The following is a 19,916-nucleotide window of genomic DNA, read 5'->3' on the forward strand; positions in this document are numbered from 1 at the left end:
GCAATCCAAGGAGCCGCCGCCATGAAGGACACCCCGGAACGCGAACAGGACCCCACGACCCCGTTCTATGACCACCCGACCGGGGGCTGGGGGTCGATCAAGAGCGTGCTGCGCCATATGGGCACCGGCCACGCCTCGCCCCCCGGCGTGCTGGAGACGCTGTGGCGGCAGAACAAGCCAAAGGGGCATATGTGCACCTCTTGCGCATGGGCCAAGCCGCCGAACCCGCATCTGGCCGAGTTCTGCGAGAACGGGGCCAAAGCCACGATTTGGGACCTGACCCGCGACCGCTGCGGCCCGGATTTCTTTGCCGCGCACAGCGTGACGGAACTGAGGACTTGGAACGACCACGATCTGGAGGCGGTGGGGCGGCTGACCCATCCGATGCGCTACGATGCCGCTACCGACCGCTATGTGCAGACGACATGGGACGAGGCTTTCGCCGCCATCGGCGCGAAGCTGCGGGGGCTGGAGCCGAGATCGACGGTCTTCTATGCCTCGGGCCGGGCCAGTCTGGAGACCTCCTATCTCTATGCCCTGTTCGCGCGGGTCTATGGCCACAACAACCTGCCCGACAGTTCAAACATGTGCCACGAGACGACCAGCGTGGCACTGAAGAAGACCATCGGATCGCCCGTCGGCACCTGCGTTCTGGACGATTTCGAGCATTGCGACATGCTGCTGTTCTTTGGCCAGAACACCGGATCGAACAGCCCGCGTTTCCTGCATCCGCTGCAACAGGCTGCCAAGCGTGGCTGCCGGATCGTGACCTTCAATCCGGTGCGCGAACGCGGGCTGCTGGAATTCGCGAACCCGCAAAGCCCGGCGCAGATGCTGACCGGCGGTTCGACGAAGATCTCGGACATCTATCTGCAACTGCGGCCCGGCGGCGACATCGCGGCCATCGCGGGGCTGTGCAAGCATCTGCTTGCGTTGGGGGCGGTCGATCGCGGCTTCATCGACGCCCATTGCACTGACTTCGACGCCTTCGCCGCGCGGATGGACGCGCTGACATGGGAGGAGATCGAAGCGCAGTCCGGCCTTCCCCGCGCCGATCTGGTCGAAGTGGCCGAAATCTATGCCAGCGCAAAGAACGTCATCGGCGTCTATGGCATGGGCCTGACCCAGCACGTGCATGGCAGCCAGAGCATCGGAATGCTGGTGAACCTGTTGCTCATGCGCGGCAATATCGGGCGCAAGGGCGCGGGCATCTGCCCGGTGCGCGGCCATTCCAACGTGCAGGGGCAGCGCACGGTCGGCATGTCGGAAAAGCCGGAACTGGTGCCGCTGGATCGTCTGGCAGAGCAGTTCGACTTTGCCCCGCCGCGCGATACCGGGATGACCACGGTAGAGGTGGTGCGGGGCGTGATCGACGGGACGGTGCGGGGTTTCGTCAGCCTTGGCGGCAATTTCGCCCGCGCGATCCCGGATCAGGGCCGCGCCGATCCGGCATGGGCGGGGCTGGAGCTGAATGTCCAGATCGCGACCAAGCTGAACCGTTCGCACACGCTGGTCGGCGACGGCGCATGGCTTCTGCCCTGCCTTGTCCGCGCCGAGGAGGATATGCAGGTCAGCGGCCCGCAGGCGGTCACGATGGAGGACAGCCTGAGCCATATCCACGGATCGGTGGGCAAACGCCCCGCGGCCTCGCCGCATCTGCTGTCCGAGGTGGCCATCGTCGCAGGGCTGGCCAAGGCGACCCTGCCGCGCAATCCAAAGCTGCGGTGGGACGATTGGCAGGCCGATTACGCCCGCATCCGCGACCTGATCGAGGCGACCTATCCCGACCAGTTCGCCCGGTTCAACGACCGCATGTTCGACGCGGGCGGATTCTATCGCGGCAATTCGGCGCGGGTCCGGGATTGGAAAACCGAAAGCGGCAAGGCAGAGTTCACGGTGCCGGACACGCTGTCTGCACTGGGCGATGGGCCGGAGGGAGCGCTGACGTTGATGACGCTGCGGTCGAACGATCAGTTCAACACGACGATCTATGGCTATCGCGACCGGCTGCGGGGGCTGGAGGGCGACCGGATGATCGTGCTGATGTCCCCGGCAGAGATCGCGCGGGCAGGTCTGCACGAAGGGCAGCGCGTGACGCTGGTCTCGGCAGCCGATGACGGGCAGGAGCGCCGGGTGCCGGGATTCGCCGTCACGCCCTACGATCTGCCGATGGGATGCGTCGCCGCCTATTATCCCGAAGCGAACCCGCTGGTCCCGCTGGACCTGCACGATCTGGCATCGAAGACCCCAGCCTTCAAAGGCGCACCGATTCGGGTGGAGGGGTGAGAGGCTGGACATCGACCCAAACGGGACTCGTTGCGGCTGCTTCCTTCCGGACCTGACCGGGTTGGCGAGGCGTTCGCCCGCGCCAACCTCTCGGGGGGTGATATAGTCCCGTAGAGGGCGGGGCGCAAGTCACAGATCCAGCCGGAACCGCAGGAAGCCGCGCTCGGTCGTGCCAAGCGGGGTCAGGGACAGATGCGGGACCTCGTGCAGGTGGTGGATCGCGCGTGGCGAGGTGTCGAAGGTCACGGACGTGCCCGGCATGGGCATGAACGACCAGAAGGGCGGCGCGCCCGCAGACGGGGGATGGGTCGCGATGCGGTCCATCAGCACCTCGCGCATCGTGGCGGGACCGCTCAGAACCGGCGGGCGCGGGCTGAATCCTCCGGTGCCGCCCGCGCGATAGCTGCTGGTCGCGACGTGGAACATCGCGTCGCGGTCTAGCGGTTCGCCGTTCAGGTGCAAATCGCGGATGCGGTCCGTTTGGCGGGCAAGGTCGATGCGGAATGTAAGCCCGTGGATCAGGTCGAAGTTATAGCTTGGAACCTCCGGCGGCAGCAGCGGCTGGTCGGGGATTCCCGGCTCGATCCGGTTGAAGATCGCGGCGGCGCGTTCCAGCCAGCCCGCCACCTCGGCCCCGGACAGGCGCAGCACGGCGAAACTGTTGGGATAGCAGTAGATGTCGGTCACATGCCGCAAGGCGATGGGGCCCGCGGGGATGTCGGTGAAATAGTCCGGCCCGCCGCGCCCCCCCGCCTTGAACGGCAACCCGGTTCCCAGCACCGGCAGCGCGTCGCCCAGCACGGCTTGGGCATGGGCGGCCCCGGCCTCGGCGATCAGGGCGACGGCGGGGGTGGGCGCGACCATGCCGAAGAAGGTGTTGAGCGGCGTCAGCGTTTCCCCCACCGGGCGGCGGGCGAAATCCACCGTCTCGTCATGGTCGGTGGCGGTGACGGCAAGGAAATCGGCATCGGGCGCGAGGCCATCGCTGCTGCGGGCATGGCAACGCCAGCCCGTCACCTGCCAGTCGCCCGGACGCAGGACCAGATCGATCACGCCCAGATGCGAGCCCCAGAAACCCGGCATCACGGCGGGCGTTCCATGCAGCGTGCCTTGCGCGACATCCGCGCAAGCCAGCCCGTCGAACGCGGACGAGGGGAATATCTGGTGGCTGTGGCCCGCCACCACCGCGTCGATCCCCGGAACTGCGGCCAGCGCGGCAGAGGCATTCTCGGCCCCCGCTGCCTCGCCTTCGCCCGCGATGCCGGAATGGGACAGGGCGATCACGATATCGCATTCGCGGCGCAGGGCGGGGACGTGTTCGCGTGCGGCGGCGACGATGTCATTGGTCGTCAGCACGCCTTCCAGCACGGCGCGGTCCCAGGTCATGATCTGCGGTGGGGCAAAACCGATGATGCCGATCCGCAGATCGTGCGCCGTCCCCGCGCCGTCGCGCACAGGGCGGGTCAGGACAGTCCATCGCGGCAGGAAAGCGGTGCCGTCCACGCGCGAGATATTGGCGGACACGAAGGGAAAGCTCGCGCTGCCCAGCACCTGCGACAGGAAATCTATGCCATAGTTGAATTCGTGATTGCCCACCGTCGCCGCGTCATAGCGCATATGGTTCATCGCCGCAGCGACGGGGTGGATGCGCCCCGCCAGCCCCCGCCCATGCGCGACCCAGTCGCCCATGGGGCTGCCCTGAAGAAAATCGCCATTGTCCAGCAGGATGCAGGTCTCGGCCTCGGCCCGTGCATCGGCGACCAACGCCGCGATCCGCGCAAGGCTTTGCGTCTGCGTCGGGCGGGCGGTGGTGTAATCCCATGGGTGGAGGTGCATGTGGATGTCGCTGGTGGCAAGAATGCGAAGGTGCACCCTGTCCTTTTGCCCGCCGGGAAGATCGCCCGAGGCGGCGACGGTCAAGTCGTTGGAATATCGGGACATCGAAATCTTTTTTCAGCAATTCCCCAAAGGTTAATCAGAAGCCGCGCAGCGAATCCAGCCCGTTCGCCGCTGTCATGGACAAACTGCCACGTTTTTGCCACTTTTCCCTGTATCCGTCCGGGCGCGGTTCGGGCGCGGGGGATAGAAGATGACGGAAATTCTGGCGCTTGGCGGTTCGGGGTTGGACCGGGCGGCGACATTGCGGGCCGAGGCGGGCGCCCTTTTGGCGCAGGGCAGGGTGCTGCCCGTCTGGCGCGGCAAGGTGCTGGTGCAGGCCGGGGCGCTCTTGCGGCTTGAGGCGGGCAGCCCCGTGCTGGCGCAGGGGCAATCTACGGTGTTCCTCGGGCTGGACGACGGCACGGCCACTTTCGCGCAGGACATCTCGGACTGGTCGCCCGAAGCGGGGGCTGAAGGGATCGAGGCGGGGTTCGTCGATGCAAGCCGCCAGACCCATCCCGCGCTGGATGCCGATGCGGGCTTTGTGGAACTGCGGCAGGTGATGGCCGATCTGACACCGCGCGATGCGGAACTGGCGGCGATTGGCAAGGCGCTGACGCAATGGCATCGCAGCCATCGGTTCTGCGCGCCCTGCGGCGCCCGGTCCGCCCCCGCGATGGGCGGCTGGCAGCGCGACTGCCCCGGCTGCGGTGCCAAGCATTTTCCGCGTACCGACCCGGTCGTCATCATGCTGGTGCTGGACGGGAACCGGCTGCTTCTGGGCCGCTCGCACGGGTGGCCGGAACGGATGTATTCCTGCCTTGCCGGTTTCGTCGAACCGGGCGAGACGATTGAGGATGCCGTCCGCCGCGAGGTGCTGGAGGAGACGGGCATCGCCGTCGGCCGGGTCGAATATCTGGCCAGCCAGCCTTGGCCTTTCCCGGCGTCCCTCATGCTGGGCTGCCGCGCCGAGGCGCAAAGCCGCGAGATCCGCATCGACCCGGTGGAGATCGAGGATGCCCGCTGGGCCACCCGAGAGGAGATGTTCGCCGCCATCGCGGGAACCCACCCCGATATCGCCGCACCGCGCGCGGGGTCGATCGCTCGATTTCTCATTTCCTCATGGCTTGCGGACCGGCTGGATTGAGGGAAAACTCCATGCAACCGCAGATGCAGGAGCGACCATGAAATTCACCACCAAAAGCGATATCGAGGCGCCGCTGGACTTTGCCTTCGCCGCGCTGACCGATTTCGACCGGTGGGAACGGTCCATCCGCAGGCGCGGTGCGACCGTAAGCCGCATCGAGACGGAGGCCGACCCGGCCCCCGTGTGGAAGACCGAATTCACCTTTCGCGGCAAACCCCGGAGCGCCATCATCCGCCTCGTGCAAAGCGTGCCGGACAAGCGGCTGGTCTTCGTTGCGTCGGGCGCGTCGCTGGATGCGCAGACCACGCTGGACCTGATCGCGCTGACGCCCAAGCGCACGCGCCTTGCCATCGTGGCCGAGATGAAGCCCAACTCGCTGGCCGCCCGCCTGTTCATCCAGTCGCTGCGGTTGGCGCGGGGCAAGGTGCAGAAACGCTTCGACGACCGGGCGGCACAGCTGGCGGACGAGGTCAGCGACCGTTACCGCACCGTTTGACCGGGCGATGAAATCCCGCCAGCGCATAGGCATCACCCAAGGCCAGCGATTGCAGCTGAACCTTGGGCTGACCGCATCGATCCGCGTGCTGGAACTGGACGCGCCGGAACTGGCGCGCTGGCTGGAGGAGCAGGCGGCGGCCAATCCCGCGCTTCAGGTCGGCCCACCGCCGGACCCCGGTCCCGGCGAATGGCTGCCCCGCTGGAGCAATGCCTTCCGCCAGATGGGGGGCGGGCTGGAGGCCGATCTGGCGGAATCCGCCGCGCCCAGCCTCATGGCGCATGTGATGCAGGAGATTGCGCGGATCATCGGCCCCGCCCGTGACTATCGGCTGGCCGTCGCCTTGGCCGAGGCGCTGGAGCCGTCGGGGTGGCTTGGCCAGCCGCTGGACCAGATCGCCCTCGCCGCGGGGTGCGCCGAATCGGACCTGCAGGCGGTTCTGAACCAGCTTCAACAGATCGAGCCGCGCGGGTTGTTCGCCCGTTCGCTTGCCGAATGTCTGCGTCTTCAGGCCGAGGAGGAGGGGTGCCTCGACCCGGTCATGGATTTCATGCTGACCAATCTGGATCTGGTGGCGGGCGGCGCGATCGAGCGGATCGCGGCCCTGTGCGGCGCCGATGCGTCCGACATCCGCGCCCGCATCCGGGTGCTGCGGCAGTTCGATCCCAAGCCCGGCGCGCAATTCGTGCCCGGTGCCGCCCCGACCCGAGAGCCGGACCTGATCGCACGGCGCGGTGCGAATGGCTGGGAGGTTTCGCTGAACCGTTCCTCCTTGCCCACGCTGGCCATCACCCCGACCGAAGGCGATGACGCGCGCGAGCAGGTCAAGCAGGCCCGCGCATTGGCCCGGATGGTCGAAGGGCGCAACACGACGATGCTGAACGTAGGCCGCGCGATCCTGATGCGGCAACGCGCGGCGCTGGAACACGGGCTGGCGGCGCTGGTGCCGATGACCATGGCCAGCGTGGCGGCGGACCTGTCGATGCACGAAAGCACGATCAGCCGGGTCGTGGCGGGCACCTCGGTCGATACGCCCCTGGGCACGATCTGGCTGCGGCGGCTGTTCACCGGGCGGCTGGGCGACACGCACAGCCCCGCCGCTGCCGAGGTGCGCGCGATGCTCTCGCGCCTGATCGCCGCCGAGGACCCCGCGGCGCCTTTGTCGGATGCTGCGCTTGCCGATGCGCTGGGCGCGCATCACCTGCCGGTCGCGCGCCGCACGCTGACGAAATACCGCGCCATGCTGAACATCCCCTCCGCCAGCCGCAGACGGCGAAGATAGGTGCAAAAAACCTCTTGACCTCCCCCCCGGCTGCCCATATTGGTCCGCCCCGTTGGCGGAGTAGCTCAGCTGGTTAGAGCACGGGAATCATAATCCTGGGGTCGGGGGTTCAAATCCCTCCTCCGCTACCAACATTCCTTCGATTGCGAAGCAGCTTCGGGGCCGAAAGCCCGGCCAGAAGCAGCAACCCCGTGATCCCCATCGCAATGGCGGGGGGCAGCGGCACGGGCGCGGGCGGCGGGTCTTCCCCGCCACCACCACCCGGCGGGCGGTGCGACGTGGGAATCGGCGGCATTCCATACATCGTCGGCGGGTTATGGCGGCGCGTCAGCGGCGTGCCGGGCAGACCCGAGGTCGCCAGCGTTGCGAAAGTGGGAACCTGATCGAAGCAGGTCAAACCGAAAGGGGGTTCGAAGCCAATGTCGGCGTGCGCGAAAAACGGCACGAAGCACATGGCCGCAGCCATTCGAAACATCTTTAACCTATCACTCGTAACAAATACTTAACTTTTCCAGAAATAGCGCCAGTCGGTTTGCGGATCAACTCACGATTCATTGCGGATGCCTGCAAGGGTGGACGAAACCGCCCCCCGCACATAGGTTGGCACGATCCGAATCCGGGACAGGCCGAATGACCGAAACGACCGGGACCTATCAGGTCCTTGCGCGCAAATACCGCCCCGAAACCTTCGCCGATCTGGTCGGGCAGGAGGCGATGGTCCGCACGCTGAAGAACGCCTTCGCGGCCGACCGCATCGCCCATGCCTTCGTGATGACCGGCATCCGCGGGACGGGCAAGACGACCACTGCCCGGATCATCGCCAAGGGCCTGAACTGCACCGGCATCGACGGCAAGGGCGGCCCCACGACCGAACCTTGCGGCCAATGCGACGCCTGCCGCGCCATCACCGAAGGCCGCCATGTGGACGTGATGGAGATGGACGCCGCATCGCGCACCGGCGTGAACGACATCCGCGAGATCACGGAGTCCGTGCACTACCGGGCCGCATCCGCGCGCTACAAGATCTATATCATCGACGAGGTTCACATGCTGTCGACCAGCGCGTTCAACGCGCTGCTGAAGACGCTGGAGGAGCCGCCCGCCCATGTGAAGTTCATCTTCGCCACCACGGAAATCCGCAAGGTTCCGGTCACGGTCCTGTCGCGCTGCCAGCGGTTCGACCTGAAACGGATCGAGCCGGAGGTGATGATCGCCCTTCTGCGCCGCATCGCCACTGCCGAAACCGCGCAGATCACCGACGACGCGCTGGCACTGATCACGCGGGCCGCCGAAGGGTCGGCGCGGGATGCGACCAGCCTTCTGGATCAGGCGATCAGCCATGGCGCGGGCGAGACCACCGCCGATCAGGTCCGCGCGATGCTGGGGCTGGCCGACCGGGGCCGGGTGCTGGATCTGTTCGACATGGTCATGAAGGGCGACGCGGCATCCGCGCTGTCCGAGCTTTCGGCGCAATATGCCGACGGGGCCGACCCGATGGCCGTCCTGCGCGATCTGGCCGAGATCACGCATTGGATTTCCGTCATCAAGATCACGCCCGAAGCTGCGGACGATCCGACCATCGGCCCGGACGAGCGTTCTCGCGGGTTGGAAATGGCGACCCGTCTGCCGATGCGCGTGCTGACGCGGATGTGGCAGATGCTGCTCAAATCGCTGGAGGAGGTGGCGCTGGCCCCGAACGCGATGATGGCGGCGGAAATGGCGATCATCCGGCTGACCCATGTGGCCGACCTGCCGGACCCGGAACAGCTGATGCGGCGGATCAATTCGTTGCCGCAGCCGACCCATGCGCCGGTGTCCGCGCCGCAAGGCGGGGGCGGCACCACCATGGCCCGCGCAGTGGGTGGCGGCACGGTGGCGAATGCGCTGCCCGCGACCTTCGATTCGGTGGTCGCGCTGATCCGCGACAAGCGCGACATGGTGCTGCTCAATGATGTGGAGACGGGCCTGCGGCTCGTTCGCTATCAACCCGGCCGGATCGAGTTCGAGCCGGGGCCGGGCGCGCCGCGCGATCTGGCGGCCAAGCTGGCGCAGCGGTTGCAGGGCTGGACGGGGCAACGCTGGGGCGTCTCCATCGCCTCGGGCGGGGCGCCGACCATTGCGGAACTGCGGCAGGCCGAGGAACAGGGCGCCAGGGCCGAGGCGATGGGCCTTCCCATCGTGCAGGCGATCCTTGCCGCCTTTCCCGGCGCGACGATTGCGGATATCCGCGCCCCCGTAGCCGATGCGGCAGCCGAGGCGCTGCCCGAGGTCGAAGATGAATGGGACCCTTTCGAGGAGGATTGAGATGTTCGGACTTGGTGGCCTTGGCGACATGGGCAAGATGATGAAGGCTGCACAAGAGATGCAGACCAAGATGGCCGAGATGCAGGAGCAGCTTGGCAGCATCATCGTCGAAGGGACAAGCGGGGCGGGGCTTGTCAAGGCCCGCGCGACGGCAAAGGGCGAGTTGGTGGGGCTGGACATCGACCCGTCGATCTTCGTCGCCTCGGAAAAGGAAGTGGTCGAGGATCTGATCCTTGCCGCGATCAAGGACGCGCAGTCGAAGGCGCAGGATCGGCACCAAGCAGAAATGGGCAAGCTGACCGAAGGGCTTGGCCTTCCGGCGGGCATGAAGCTGCCCTTCTGACATGGACGCCCCCGGCAATATCGAACGGCTGGTCGAGTTGATGGCCCGGCTTCCGGGTCTTGGCCCGCGTTCGGCGCGCCGGGCGGTGCTGCATATGCTGAAAAAGCGCGGGCAGGTGATGGCCCCCTTGGCGCAGGTTCTGGCCGAGGTTGCGGCTTCGGCCCGCGACTGCGCCATCTGCGGCAATATCGGCGATGCCGACATCTGCCCCATCTGCCGGGACGAGCGCCGCGCGAATGGCGAGATCTGCGTTGTGGAAAATGTCGCCGATCTTTGGGCGATGGAGCGGGGCGGGGCGTTCCGTGGCCGCTATCACGTCCTTGGCGGCACCCTGTCGGCGCTGGATTCCATCGGGCCGGAGGAACTTCGAATCCCGAAACTGGTGCAGCGCGTGGGCGACGAGAGCGCGCGCGAGGTGATCCTTGCGCTGAACGCCACGGTCGATGGGCAGACGACGGCGCATTACATCGCCGACGTTCTGGGCGCTGCGGTCAAGGTCACGTCACTGGCCCAGGGCGTGCCGATCGGGGGCGAGCTCGACTACCTTGACGATGGCACCATCGGGGCGGCGCTGCGGGCGCGGCGAGGGATCTAGCTGAACGCCTCGTTCAAGAGGAACATCGCCGCCGCAATCATCGCCCAGACCACGCCCCAGACGATCACCAGCGATACCGCGCCCAAGACCAGCCCGATCCCCACCCAAAGCCCGTCACGTTCCAGCATCCCAAGCGAGATCAGCGTCATCGCGAAGGCGGGCAGCATGTTGCCCAGCGGGATCGGAAGCGCCAGCACGATGGCCAGCACCAGAAGCGCCGCGCCGATGAAGCGTTGCGCCATCTCCGACACCATGAAGGTCAGGCGCGGGGCCAGCAGCTTTTCCGCGCGGCCCAGCACCGGGGTCATCTTGCCGACCAGCGCCGCGAAGGCCGACCGTTCCATCGACCGCGTGGCGATGAAGGCCGGAAGCCAGGGCAGCCGCCCCATCATCAACTGCGCCGACAGAAAGATCAGCGGCAGGCCAAGGATGCCCGACGTGCCCGGCGGCGTCGGCAGCACGTTGGGCAGCGCAAAGATCAGCAGCAGCGCCCCGAAGGCCCGCCCATCCATCGCCAGCACCAGATCCGAGATCGAGATGCGGTCGCGCGCAGGATCGTGGGCGATATCCTCCAGCACTTCGGACAGGCGTTTGCGGACGGGTTTGCGGGGGCGGCGCGGCTCGTCCTCGCCTTCCTCGAAATGCATGTCCACAGCAGGGGCGCCCGCCGCGCGCAGGCGCATGGCTTCGGCTTCTTCTTCGCTTGCGCCCTCGTGACGGTTTTCCATGCCTGCTCCTGCCGTTGCAGGCGCAGTTTGCGGGCGGGCCGCGCCGCCCGCAAGCCGCAATCCCGTGATCATGGGCGGCGCGTTGACGCGGTCAGACCGAGGCCGCGTGCGGCACCAGCCACGTCCCCGCATCGGGCGGCGTGTTCACCCGCACCCGGCAGCGATAGGCGCGGGACAGGTTGGCATCGTCCAGCACCTTGGCCGGGGTGCCCTGCGCGACCATCCGGCCACCCGCCAGCAGCGCCACGCGGTCGGCGAACATCGCGGTCAGGTTCAGATCGTGCATCACCGCAACCACCCCGCCGCCCGCATCGGCAAAGTCGCGGGCGATCTGCATGACGACAAGCTGGTGGCCGATGTCGAGGCTCGACACAGGCTCGTCCAGCAGCAGCCAGCGGGGCTGGCCGTCCAGCACCGGCTCCCACACCTGCGCCAGAACGCGGGCAAGCTGGGCGCGTTGCTGCTCGCCGCCCGACAGGTCCTGATACATGCGGCCCTCATAGCCTTGCAGCCCGACGCGGGCCAGCGACTGCTGCGCCAGATGCGCGCGGTTGGCCGAAATGCCGGAGGCGAGGCCAAGGCGCACCACCTCGATCACGGTGAAGGGAAAGGCCAGCGGGGTCGCCTGCGGCAGCACGGCGCGGATGGCGGCAAGCTGCCACGCCTTGGCATGGGCGATGTCGGTGCCGTTCATGCCGGTGCGCCCGGCGAACGGCACTTCGGCGGTCAAGGCGCGCAGCAGGGTCGTCTTGCCCGACCCGTTCGGGCCGACGATGGCGGTCAGATGCCCCGGCAGCGCGCGGAACGATACGCCATCAAGGATGACGCGCCCGCCCAGCCGAACGTAGATGTCTTCGGCAACGATCACAGCGCCCCCACGCCCTTGCGGGACAGCAATATCCACAGGAACACCGGCGCGCCGAGGATGGCGGTCACGATCCCGATGGGCAGTTCCGCCGGGGCGACGATCATCCGCGCGACGATATCGGCAAGGCACAGAAGAATCGCGCCCAGCACGGCGGCATTGGGCAACAGCCAGCGGTGATCCGGGCCCGATCCGATGCGCAGCAGATGCGGCACCACGATGCCGATGAAGCCGATCCCACCCGACACCGCGACCGATGCCCCCGTCGCCGCGGCAACGGTCAGGATCGCCAGCAGCTTGATGCGCTGCACCGGCAGGCCCATATGGCCCGCCGCAGCCTCGCCCAGCGCCAATCCGTTCAGCCCCCGCGCCAGAAGCGGCGAGAGCAGGATCGCGGGCAGGATCAGCGGCAGCGCGGCCCCGACCTTGGTCCAGCTTGCCCCGGCCAGCGACCCCATCCCCCAGAAGGTCAGGTCGCGCAACTGCCGGTCATCGGCCATATAGGTCATGACCCCCACCATCGCCGCCGCCAACGCGCCCAGCGCGATCCCGGCCAGCAGCATCGTTGCGACCGAGGTGCGCCCCGACCGGGTCGCGACGCGATAGAGCAGGAGCGTCGAATAGCCCGCCCCGGCAAAGGCCATCAGGCTGACCGCATGTTGTCCCATCCAGACGGGCAGCATCCCGCCCAGAACGATGGCAAAGACCGCGCCAAGGCTCGCCCCCGCGCCGACGCCGACCACGCCCGGATCGGCCAGCGGATTGCGGAACAGCCCCTGCATCACCGCGCCCGACACCGCCAGCGCCGCCCCGATCAACATGCCCAGCGCCAGACGGGGCAGCCGGATGCTTTTCAGCACCAGCGCGTCGCGCGGATCGAGATTGCCCGCCATCCAGCCCTGCGCCGCGTCCAGCACCGACACGCCAGATGCGCCCGTGCCGATGGACAGCACAGCCACAGCCGCCAGCCCCGCCAGCAGCCAGAAGAACAACCGCTTTGCGCGGTCCGACCTGTCGCCGGGAACGGAGCCTGCGATGGCAACCATCTCAGCCCCCGTAAAGCGCGTCGTGAAGCTGGATCGCGGCATCCGGGGTGCGCGGCCCGAAGCCGAGCAGGAGCAGCCCGTCCATCCGCACCACCGCATCCGACTTCGCCGCGGGCGAGGCACCGAGCGCGGCCTGGGCGAACAGCACCTCGTTCGCCGCGCCGTGATCACCGCCGCGGTCCATCATCAGGATCACGTCGGGGGCGGCGGTCAGGATCGCCTCGTCCGTCATGGGTTTGTAGCCGTCGAAGCCCGTGGCGGCGTTGATCCCGCCCGCGAGTTCGATGATCGCCCCGGCGGCGGTTTGATCGCCCCCCACCATCAACCGCCCGCCCTGCGCCGACAGGATGAACAGCACCTTCTTCGCGTCGGTCACATCGGCCCGCGCGGCGGCGGCGCGGTCGAACCCGGCCTCCACCTGCGACGCCAGCGGTTCCGCGTCGATGTCCAGTGCCGCACCCACGGCGCGGATCTTGGCCAGCACCCCCTCGGGCGAGGGATCTTCGGGGATCGACACGAAGGGAATGCCCGCCTGCTGCAATGCCTCGACCGCCTCGACGGGGCCTGCGCCTTCTTCGGCAAGGATCAGGTCGGGGCCGACGGACAGCACCCCTTCGGGCGACAGGGCGCGGACGTAGCCGACATCAGGCAAAGCGGTCAGCGTTTCCGGGAACAGGGTCGTCGAATCCCGCGCGATCAGCCGATCCTCGGCCCCAAGCGCGGCAACGATCTCCGAAACCGACCCGCCAAGCGAGGCGATACGGTCCTGCGCCGCACAGGGCAGCGCGGTCAGCAAAAGCAGCGCAAGGGCGCGCATCATGCGATCTCCAGCGTGCGGGTCAGGGCGGATGTCAGCTCCTCCCACGGCTCGGACGCGGTGTTCTTGCGGTATCCGAAGACCTGCGCGATCAGCGCGCCGTCATGGTCGAAGCATTCGACCGAAATCGCCGGGCCGCGCTGCGTCGGCTTCGTGACCAGCCAGACCTCGGCCACGTGGTCCTGCCGCAGATGCAGATCGAAGCCGGGGTCCAGCACGTTGATCCACGGGCCCATCGGCACGATCTTGTCCACCGGCCCGCCATGGATCTGGATGCAGCCGGTGTTGCCGACGAAGATCATCACCGGCACCTTGCGGCTTGATGCAAGCTCCAGCACCTCGGTCATCGCGCGCGGGTCCAGCGGCACGGCGCGCGGGGCGCCGACGATGCGGTATGCGCCAAGCCGGTTCATCTTCAGCTTGCGGGTCAGTTTCAGGAACTGGTGCGTGTCGGTCATCTGGTCCCATTCGGCGCGCAGGGCGTCCGCACGGGCGGGATCGGCCTTCGGGCCTTCAACGGGTGTGCGCGGTGCAAGGTCCAGCGCCGCTGCGGGCAGCGTCAGCGCCGCGACCAGCGCGTCAAAGGCAGCCACGTCGCTGGCCGGGCGAAGATGGACCTTGTGGACCGCATCGCCCGCCGCGTCGAACACCTGGATCGAGCGTTTGTCGCCATCCGTCACCGCAAAGCCATGCACCCAGTGCGAAGGAAACATCCGCATGTCGATCTCGGCCCCGACGGTCATCGAGGCGTGCTGGCCGGGATGGAAATCGGTGTAGGTGCCGACCTTTTCCGCCACGCAGGAGGCATTGCGCGTCAGGGCCAGCACCTCGCCCAAAGGTTCCAGCAGCGGGAACAGCCTGTCGGGATGCGCGTCGATGCGGATGCCGCCAAGTGCCGCGACCAGTTCCGCCTCGGCGATGCCATGGGCGGCGGCGAAATCGCGGGCGCGGGTCTTGGGGTCTGCCTGCCGTGCGGTGCGGATCTGGTCGGGGGTCATTGCCATCGGGCGCTCCTTGAATGGATGCGTCTCTGGCGCGGGCACGAGGGGCGGCCCTTGGCTTGAGAACATGCTTCGCGCGGGCCGAGGGAACCGCCAGCGGAAGATTTCTTACTCTATTGGTCGGGATTATACCCGAAGTTCGCGACGTTCAAGCGGGTTTCGCGCAGTCCCAGCCTTTGACGGCGGTCTTCAGATGGGTCAGGAAAGCCTGCACCTTCAGCGTGCGGTGCAGGTCCACATGGGTCACGATCCAAAGCGGCGCATCCCAGTCGGGCTGGCTGGGCAGCACCTCGATCAGATCGTCGCGGCTGTGCGCGCGGAACATCGGCAGGAAGCCGACGCCCGCACCGCTGATGACAGCCTCATCCAGCGCGGAACTGTCCGAGGCGCGGAAGACGAGCGATTCCGGCGGCACCGAACTTGCCAGCCAGCGGTGGAACGGGGCGCGGCTGATCGGCCCTTCCGCGCCGATGAACCGGTGGCGGGCGGCGGTCTGGATGGTCGGCATCCCGAAACGTTCGACATAGGATTTCGCGACATACAGCCCGTGACGCAGGCGCATCAGCGGTTGGACGACGTTGTCCGGTTCTTCGGGTGCGGCGCCGGCGCGGATAGCGACATGCGCCTCGCCATAGTCCAGCCGAAAGACGCGCATGTCGGACAGGAAGCGCACGATCAGGCCCGGATGCTGGTTCTGGAAATCCACCAGCGTCTTGGTCATCAGTTCTGCCACGCCGCTGATGGATGTGACGACCAACTCGCCCGCCACCTCCTCGCCCTGGCCACGGATGCGGGAGGCGAGTTGCCCGAACTGTTCCTCGGTGGTCTGGGCGACGGTCAGCAGGTCGCGCCCGGCTTCGGTGGGGGTGTATCCACGCGCATGACGCTGGAACAGTTTCGATCCAAGCCGCTTTTCCAGCGCGTCGATATGGCGGATGACGGTGGCATGATGCACGCCAAGGGCTTCGGCCGCGCCGGACACGGTGCCAAGGCGGGCCACCTGAAACGCGGTGCGGATCTCGTCCCAGTTCTCGAAGCTCATACGCGCGCACCATCCTTTGTGCATTTTCGCACAACTTACGCGTGGGGGCGGCAAACTCAAGCCTTTCCTTGACTCGTGGGGGAAGGGCGCGTATTGAGCCCGCGTCCCGGAGTCCGTTATGCGCTCCGGTCCCATCATGGGATCGCCATCCACCAGCGCGTTGCGCCCGTGGGTGACGTTGGCGTTTGGAGCGTTCCGGCCTATGTCGGGGCAGGGCAACTGGAAAGGGTAAGGCCATGTTCGAGAATCTGTCAGAACGGCTTGGTGGCGTCTTTGATCGCCTGACCCGTCAGGGTGCCCTGACCGAGGACGACGTCGCCACCGCCCTGCGCGAGGTTCGCACCGCGCTGCTGGAGGCCGACGTGTCGCTGCCCGTCGCGCGCGATTTCGTCAAGCGGGTGCAGGAAAAGGCCAAGGGTCAACACGTTACCAAGTCGGTGACGCCGGGCCAGCAGGTCGTGAAGATCGTCCATGACGAACTGGTGCAGGTGCTGACCGGCGAAGGCCGTGCCGATGCGCTGAAGATCGACAACCCGCCCGCCGCGATCCTGATGGTGGGTCTGCAAGGGTCGGGGAAAACCACCACGACCGCCAAGATCGCGAAACGTCTGAAAGACCGCGACGGCAAGCGCATACTGCTGGCTTCCTTGGACACCAACCGTCCGGCGGCGATGGAGCAGCTGGCGATTCTGGCCGGTCAGATCGGCGTGGACAGCCTGCCGATCGTCAAAGGCGAATCTGCGGTCCAGATCGCCAAACGCGCCAAGACCCAAGCTTCGATGGGCGGCTATGACGTCGTGATGCTGGACACCGCGGGCCGTCTGCACATCGACGAAGTGCTGATGACCGAGGTTCAGGCGGTGCGCGACATCGCCCAGCCGCGCGAGACGCTGCTGGTGGTCGATGGTCTGACGGGTCAGGACGCGGTGAACGTCGCGACCCAATTCGACGGGCAGGTCGGGATTTCCGGCGTCGTGCTGACGCGGATGGACGGCGACGGGCGCGGCGGTGCGGCGCTGTCGATGCGCGCCATCACCGGCAAGCCGATCCGCTTCGTCGGTCTGGGCGAGAAGATGGACGCCATCGAGGCGTTCGAGCCGGAGCGCGTCGCGGGCCGCATCCTTGGCATGGGCGACATCGTCGCTCTGGTCGAAAAGGCGCGCGAGACGTTCGAGGCCGAACAGGCCGAACGCATGGTCAAACGCTTCCAGAAGGGTCTGTTCAACATGAACGACCTGAAGGCGCAGCTTGACCAGATGCTGAAGATGGGCGGGATGCAGGGCGTCATGGGCATGCTTCCGGGCATGGGCAAGATGCAGAAGGCCGCCGCCGATGCGGGCTTCGACGACAAGATGCTGCGCCGCCAGATCGCGCTGATCAACTCGATGACGAAAAAGGAACGGGCGAACCCGGACCTTCTGCAGGCGTCGCGCAAGAAGCGGATCGCGGCGGGCGCGGGGCTTGAGGTGTCGGAGCTGAACAAACTTCTGAAACAGCACCGCCAGATGGCGGACATGATGAAGAAGATGGGCAAGGGCGGCATGATGAAGAACGCCCTCAAGAACATGATCGGCGGCAAGACCCCGGACCCGAGCCAGATGGACCCCGAGGCGCTGGCCAAGGCGGCCGAGGCGATGAAGGGCCAGATGCCCGGCGGTTTCGGCGGGATGCCGAAGGGGCTGACGCTGCCCGCAGGTCTGTCGGGGCTTGGCCGCAAGAAATGATCCAGCTTTCCGCAACTCCGGTTCTGGAAACGGAACGCCTGATCCTCCGCGCCCCGGTGGCAACGGATTATCCGGCCTATGCCGAATTCGCGACCTCGGACCGGACGCGGTATATGAGCCGTCTGGCGGACGCCGATGCGGCATGGCTGAAGTTTTCGGGCATCATCGGCCAATGGGTCATGCGCGGCTTCGGCCAGTTCGTGCTGACGGACCGGACCAGCGGCGCGCCGCTTGGACATGCCGGGCCGATGTTCATCGCAGGCCGCCCCGAGCCGGAGATCGCCTGGGCGATCTGGTCGGATCTGGGCGAGGGCCGGGGGCTGGCACACGAAGCCGCCAAGGCGATTTGCACCCATGTCTTCGAAGATCTGCAATGGGATACCGCCGTCAGCTATATCGCGACCGAGAACCGCCGTTCCGCCGCACTGGCCGAGCGGCTGGGCGCGGTGATCGACCCGGAGGCGCGCAAGCTTGCCTCGGACATTCCGCATGACGTCTGGCGCCACCCGAGGAGGACCGAATGAGCGACGTAGCCCGCGCTGCCGAACTGCTGAAAGGCCATCGCGAAAGCATCGACCGGCTGGATGCGATCCTCGTCTATACGCTTGCCGAACGCTTCAAGCACACGCAGGCAGTGGGCGTTCTGAAGGCCGAGCACGCGCTGCCGCCGTCCGACCCCGCGCGCGAGGGGCAGCAGATCGAGCGGCTGGAATGGCTGGCCCGCGAAGGCGATCTCGATCCCGAATTCGCCAAGAAATTCCTGAACTTCATCATCGCCGAAGTCATCAGGCATCACGAACAACACCAGAAATGACCGTTTGAAGGAGATACCAACATGGCCATGAAAATCCGTCTCGCCCGTGGCGGCTCGAAGAAACGCCCGCACTATGCCATCGTCGCGTCCGACTCGCGCATGCCGCGCGACGGCCGCTTCCTGGAGAAGCTGGGCACCTACAACCCGCTGCTGGCGAAAGACAGCGAAGACCGCATCAAGCTGAACGTCGAGCGCGTGCAGTACTGGCTGGGCCAGGGCGCACAGCCGACCGACCGCGTCGCACGTTTTCTGGAAGCTGCCGGTCTGAAAGAGAAGACCGTCCGCAACAACCCCAAGGCCGCCGAGCCGGGCAAGAAAGCGAAAGAGCTGGCTGCCAAGAAAGCTGCCCGCGCAGCTGCTCCGGCAGAAGAGTAAGAGATGTCCTCGTCCCGTATCTGCGTGGGTGCGATTTCCGGGTCCTTCGGGGTGCGGGGCGAGGTGCGCCTGAAAAGCTTCTGCGCCATCCCCGAGGCGATCGCCGATTACGGCCCGGTCGCGTCGGAGGATGGGCGGCAGTTCCGCATCACGCTGACCCGGCCCGTCGCGGGCGGGCTTGGCGCGCGCCTGACCGGCGTTGCGACCAAGGAAGAAGCGGATGCGCTGAAAGGCACCCAGCTTTACGTCGGGCGGGACAAGCTTCCCGCGCTTGGCGATGACGAATTCTACCACTCCGACCTGATCGGGCTGGAGGTGCGCGATACCGGCGGCACCCTGCTTGGCACGGTCGCAGCGGTGCACAACCACGGCGCCGACGACATTCTGGAGGTGCAGGGCAAGGGCGAGGCGCTTCTGCTTCCCTTCACCCGCGCCATCGTGCCCACGGTCGATCTGACCGAAGGGCGCATCGTCGTCGATCCGCCCGAGGAAGACGAATGAGCCTTCACCCCGAACGCCGCAACTTCTATGGCCGCATCCACGGCAAGACCCTGCGGCAAAGCCAGAAGGGTTATCTGGAGGATCTGGGCCATCTGCGCCCGGCCGGCATCACCTTCGAGGAAAACCCCGAACGCAAGCAGATCGACCTGTTTCCGGGCCGCGAGACGTGGCTGGAGGTCGGCTTCGGCGGCGGCGAGCATATGGTGGCGATGGCGGCGCGGTATCGCGACGTCTCCATCATCGGCTGCGAGCCTTTCGTGAACGGCGTTGCAATGCTGCTGGGCAAGATCCGCGCGGCGGAGGTGACGAACGTGGCCGTCCATCCCGGGGATGCGCGCGATCTGATGGACGTGCTGCCGGATGCCAGCATCTCCAAGGCGTTTCTGAACTATCCCGATCCGTGGCCCAAGGCGCGGCATCATCGGCGGCGGTTCGTGACGCAGGATCACCTGATCCCGCTGTTCCGCGTGATGAAGCCGGGGGCGGAGTTCCGCGTCGCCTCGGACATTCCCGACTATATCCGCCAGACGCTGGAGGAAGGGCCGAAGGCCGGGTTCGCGCTGGTCCATGAAGGGCCGGACGCGTGGGACGACTGGCATTCCACCCGATACGAGCAGAAGGCGCTGCGCGAAGGCCGCGCCCCGCATTACGTGACCTTCCGCCGCTGACGCT

General features: G+C 66.9%; 21 protein-coding genes, 1 tRNA gene and 1 other RNA gene. 14 read left to right on the forward strand and 9 right to left on the reverse strand.

Annotated features, from left to right (window positions below; all coding sequences use genetic code 11):
* The first annotated feature begins 21 nt into the window (after positions 1–21).
* Entirely contained in the window at positions 22–2,286 is a 2,265-nt protein-coding gene (locus E2K76_RS07095; protein WP_136683586.1) for an FdhF/YdeP family oxidoreductase, read from the forward strand.
* On the opposite strand, the gene ffs is transcribed toward E2K76_RS07095, so the two are convergent.
* Both ffs and E2K76_RS07105 read right to left on the reverse strand, forming a co-directional pair.
* An RNA gene (gene ffs / locus E2K76_RS07100) (signal recognition particle sRNA small type) lies at positions 2,281–2,379 on the reverse strand. The two genes, E2K76_RS07095 and ffs, sit on opposite strands and share 6 nt — an antisense overlap.
* Positions 2,380–2,415: 36 nt before the next feature.
* Positions 2,416–4,227: a bifunctional 2',3'-cyclic-nucleotide 2'-phosphodiesterase/3'-nucleotidase gene (locus E2K76_RS07105; protein ID WP_136683587.1), complete on the reverse strand. Its 1,812-nt coding sequence runs from the start codon at positions 4,225–4,227 to the stop codon at positions 2,416–2,418.
* Between the two features lie 148 nt (positions 4,228–4,375).
* On the opposite strand from E2K76_RS07105, the gene nudC reads away from it, so the two are divergent.
* From nudC to E2K76_RS07125, 4 genes are all read left to right on the forward strand, one after another.
* Complete coding sequence (gene nudC, locus E2K76_RS07110; protein ID WP_136683588.1) at positions 4,376–5,311, forward strand: NAD(+) diphosphatase; 936 nt, start codon at positions 4,376–4,378, stop codon at positions 5,309–5,311.
* A gap of 37 nt (positions 5,312–5,348) precedes the next feature.
* Positions 5,349–5,807 (forward strand): SRPBCC family protein, encoded by a 459-nt coding sequence (locus E2K76_RS07115; protein WP_136683589.1) that lies wholly within the window; start codon positions 5,349–5,351, stop codon positions 5,805–5,807.
* 7 nt (positions 5,808–5,814) lie between these two features.
* Positions 5,815–7,089, forward strand: a complete 1,275-nt coding sequence (rpoN, locus tag E2K76_RS07120) for an RNA polymerase factor sigma-54 (protein ID WP_136683590.1) — start codon at positions 5,815–5,817, stop codon at positions 7,087–7,089.
* A gap of 54 nt (positions 7,090–7,143) precedes the next feature.
* A tRNA-Met gene (locus E2K76_RS07125) sits at positions 7,144–7,220 on the forward strand.
* Here the strand turns inward: E2K76_RS07125 and E2K76_RS07130 are convergent.
* Positions 7,199–7,555: a hypothetical protein gene (locus tag E2K76_RS07130; RefSeq protein ID WP_136683591.1), complete on the reverse strand. Its 357-nt coding sequence runs from the start codon at positions 7,553–7,555 to the stop codon at positions 7,199–7,201. The genes E2K76_RS07125 and E2K76_RS07130 overlap by 22 nt on opposite strands.
* 164 nt (positions 7,556–7,719) lie before the next feature.
* Between E2K76_RS07130 and E2K76_RS07135 the strand changes: the two genes are divergently transcribed.
* The 3 genes from E2K76_RS07135 to recR are packed head-to-tail and all read left to right on the forward strand — an operon-like array spanning position 7,720 to position 10,331.
* A complete protein-coding gene (locus E2K76_RS07135) occupies positions 7,720–9,393 on the forward strand; it encodes a DNA polymerase III subunit gamma/tau (RefSeq protein ID WP_136683592.1) in 1,674 nt (557 codons plus the stop codon).
* A 1-nt stretch (position 9,394) separates the two neighbouring features.
* Positions 9,395–9,736: a YbaB/EbfC family nucleoid-associated protein gene (locus tag E2K76_RS07140; protein ID WP_136683593.1), complete on the forward strand. Its 342-nt coding sequence runs from the start codon at positions 9,395–9,397 to the stop codon at positions 9,734–9,736.
* Between the two features lies 1 nt (position 9,737).
* A complete protein-coding gene (recR, locus tag E2K76_RS07145; RefSeq protein WP_136683594.1) occupies positions 9,738–10,331 on the forward strand; it encodes a recombination mediator RecR in 594 nt (197 codons plus the stop codon).
* Here the strand turns inward: recR and E2K76_RS07150 are convergent.
* The 6 genes from E2K76_RS07150 to E2K76_RS07175 form a co-directional block, all read right to left on the reverse strand.
* Positions 10,328–11,059 carry an exopolysaccharide biosynthesis protein gene (locus E2K76_RS07150; protein WP_246032915.1) on the reverse strand — a complete coding sequence of 244 codons (732 nt, stop codon included), beginning with the start codon at positions 11,057–11,059 and terminating at the stop codon, positions 10,328–10,330. The genes recR and E2K76_RS07150 overlap by 4 nt on opposite strands.
* Before the next feature lie 91 nt (positions 11,060–11,150).
* Positions 11,151–11,927 carry a heme ABC transporter ATP-binding protein gene (locus tag E2K76_RS07155; RefSeq protein WP_136683595.1) on the reverse strand — a complete coding sequence of 259 codons (777 nt, stop codon included), beginning with the start codon at positions 11,925–11,927 and terminating at the stop codon, positions 11,151–11,153.
* A complete protein-coding gene (locus E2K76_RS07160; protein WP_136683596.1) occupies positions 11,924–12,970 on the reverse strand; it encodes a FecCD family ABC transporter permease in 1,047 nt (348 codons plus the stop codon). Before E2K76_RS07160 ends, E2K76_RS07155 begins: the two co-directional genes overlap by 4 nt.
* Before the next feature lies 1 nt (position 12,971).
* Positions 12,972–13,790, reverse strand: a complete 819-nt coding sequence (locus E2K76_RS07165; RefSeq protein ID WP_136683597.1) for a heme/hemin ABC transporter substrate-binding protein — start codon at positions 13,788–13,790, stop codon at positions 12,972–12,974.
* The gene (locus E2K76_RS07170; RefSeq protein WP_136683598.1) at positions 13,787–14,791 is read right to left on the reverse strand and encodes a hemin-degrading factor; all 1,005 of its coding nucleotides are present in this window, start codon (positions 14,789–14,791) and stop codon (positions 13,787–13,789) included. The genes E2K76_RS07165 and E2K76_RS07170 overlap by 4 nt, the downstream gene beginning before the upstream one ends.
* A 145-nt stretch (positions 14,792–14,936) precedes the next feature.
* A complete protein-coding gene (locus E2K76_RS07175) occupies positions 14,937–15,830 on the reverse strand; it encodes a LysR family transcriptional regulator (protein WP_136683599.1) in 894 nt (297 codons plus the stop codon).
* Positions 15,831–16,066: 236 nt separating this feature from the next.
* Here E2K76_RS07175 and ffh point away from each other — a divergent pair, with 236 nt between their 5' ends.
* From ffh to trmB, 6 genes are read left to right on the forward strand one after another with little or no spacing between them, the layout of a single operon-like run.
* Complete coding sequence (gene ffh / locus E2K76_RS07180) at positions 16,067–17,554, forward strand: signal recognition particle protein (protein ID WP_136683600.1); 1,488 nt, start codon at positions 16,067–16,069, stop codon at positions 17,552–17,554.
* Entirely contained in the window at positions 17,551–18,078 is a 528-nt protein-coding gene (locus E2K76_RS07185) for a GNAT family N-acetyltransferase (protein WP_136683601.1), read from the forward strand. Before ffh ends, E2K76_RS07185 begins: the two co-directional genes overlap by 4 nt.
* A complete protein-coding gene (locus E2K76_RS07190; RefSeq protein WP_136683602.1) occupies positions 18,075–18,368 on the forward strand; it encodes a chorismate mutase in 294 nt (97 codons plus the stop codon). Before E2K76_RS07185 ends, E2K76_RS07190 begins: the two co-directional genes overlap by 4 nt.
* A gap of 21 nt (positions 18,369–18,389) precedes the next feature.
* The gene (rpsP, locus tag E2K76_RS07195) at positions 18,390–18,743 is read left to right on the forward strand and encodes a 30S ribosomal protein S16 (protein WP_136683603.1); all 354 of its coding nucleotides are present in this window, start codon (positions 18,390–18,392) and stop codon (positions 18,741–18,743) included.
* Between the two features lie 3 nt (positions 18,744–18,746).
* Positions 18,747–19,244: a ribosome maturation factor RimM gene (gene rimM, locus E2K76_RS07200; RefSeq protein ID WP_136683604.1), complete on the forward strand. Its 498-nt coding sequence runs from the start codon at positions 18,747–18,749 to the stop codon at positions 19,242–19,244.
* Positions 19,241–19,912 carry a tRNA (guanine(46)-N(7))-methyltransferase TrmB gene (gene trmB / locus E2K76_RS07205; protein ID WP_136683605.1) on the forward strand — a complete coding sequence of 224 codons (672 nt, stop codon included), beginning with the start codon at positions 19,241–19,243 and terminating at the stop codon, positions 19,910–19,912. The genes rimM and trmB overlap by 4 nt, the downstream gene beginning before the upstream one ends.
* The last annotated feature ends 4 nt before the right edge of the window (positions 19,913–19,916 follow it).

The sequence above is a fragment of the Falsirhodobacter xinxiangensis genome (assembly GCF_004959935.1).
Taxonomy (GTDB): Bacteria; Pseudomonadota; Alphaproteobacteria; order Rhodobacterales; family Rhodobacteraceae; genus Falsirhodobacter; species Falsirhodobacter xinxiangensis.

Bases quoted from the DNA above. Each gene is read 5' to 3' on its own strand.
- E2K76_RS07185 (WP_136683601.1), top strand. From the start codon at position 17,551: ATGATCCAGCTTTCCGCAACTCCGGTTCTGGAAACGGAACGCCTGATC.
- rpsP (WP_136683603.1), top strand. From the start codon at position 18,390: ATGGCCATGAAAATCCGTCTCGCCCGTGGCGGCTCGAAGAAACGCCCG.
- E2K76_RS07190 (WP_136683602.1), top strand. From the start codon at position 18,075: ATGAGCGACGTAGCCCGCGCTGCCGAACTGCTGAAAGGCCATCGCGAA.
- ffh (WP_136683600.1), top strand. From the start codon at position 16,067: ATGTTCGAGAATCTGTCAGAACGGCTTGGTGGCGTCTTTGATCGCCTG.
- E2K76_RS07140 (WP_136683593.1), top strand. From the start codon at position 9,395: ATGTTCGGACTTGGTGGCCTTGGCGACATGGGCAAGATGATGAAGGCT.
- E2K76_RS07105 (WP_136683587.1), bottom strand. From the start codon at position 4,227: ATGTCCCGATATTCCAACGACTTGACCGTCGCCGCCTCGGGCGATCTT.
- E2K76_RS07115 (WP_136683589.1), top strand. From the start codon at position 5,349: ATGAAATTCACCACCAAAAGCGATATCGAGGCGCCGCTGGACTTTGCC.
- rpoN (WP_136683590.1), top strand. From the start codon at position 5,815: ATGAAATCCCGCCAGCGCATAGGCATCACCCAAGGCCAGCGATTGCAG.
- nudC (WP_136683588.1), top strand. From the start codon at position 4,376: ATGACGGAAATTCTGGCGCTTGGCGGTTCGGGGTTGGACCGGGCGGCG.
- E2K76_RS07130 (WP_136683591.1), bottom strand. From the start codon at position 7,555: ATGGCTGCGGCCATGTGCTTCGTGCCGTTTTTCGCGCACGCCGACATT.
- recR (WP_136683594.1), top strand. From the start codon at position 9,738: ATGGACGCCCCCGGCAATATCGAACGGCTGGTCGAGTTGATGGCCCGG.
- E2K76_RS07170 (WP_136683598.1), bottom strand. From the start codon at position 14,791: ATGGCAATGACCCCCGACCAGATCCGCACCGCACGGCAGGCAGACCCC.
- E2K76_RS07165 (WP_136683597.1), bottom strand. From the start codon at position 13,790: ATGATGCGCGCCCTTGCGCTGCTTTTGCTGACCGCGCTGCCCTGTGCG.
- E2K76_RS07160 (WP_136683596.1), bottom strand. From the start codon at position 12,970: ATGGTTGCCATCGCAGGCTCCGTTCCCGGCGACAGGTCGGACCGCGCA.
- trmB (WP_136683605.1), top strand. From the start codon at position 19,241: ATGAGCCTTCACCCCGAACGCCGCAACTTCTATGGCCGCATCCACGGC.
- E2K76_RS07135 (WP_136683592.1), top strand. From the start codon at position 7,720: ATGACCGAAACGACCGGGACCTATCAGGTCCTTGCGCGCAAATACCGC.
- E2K76_RS07175 (WP_136683599.1), bottom strand. From the start codon at position 15,830: ATGAGCTTCGAGAACTGGGACGAGATCCGCACCGCGTTTCAGGTGGCC.
- rimM (WP_136683604.1), top strand. From the start codon at position 18,747: ATGTCCTCGTCCCGTATCTGCGTGGGTGCGATTTCCGGGTCCTTCGGG.
- E2K76_RS07150 (WP_246032915.1), bottom strand. From the start codon at position 11,059: ATGGAAAACCGTCACGAGGGCGCAAGCGAAGAAGAAGCCGAAGCCATG.
- E2K76_RS07095 (WP_136683586.1), top strand. From the start codon at position 22: ATGAAGGACACCCCGGAACGCGAACAGGACCCCACGACCCCGTTCTAT.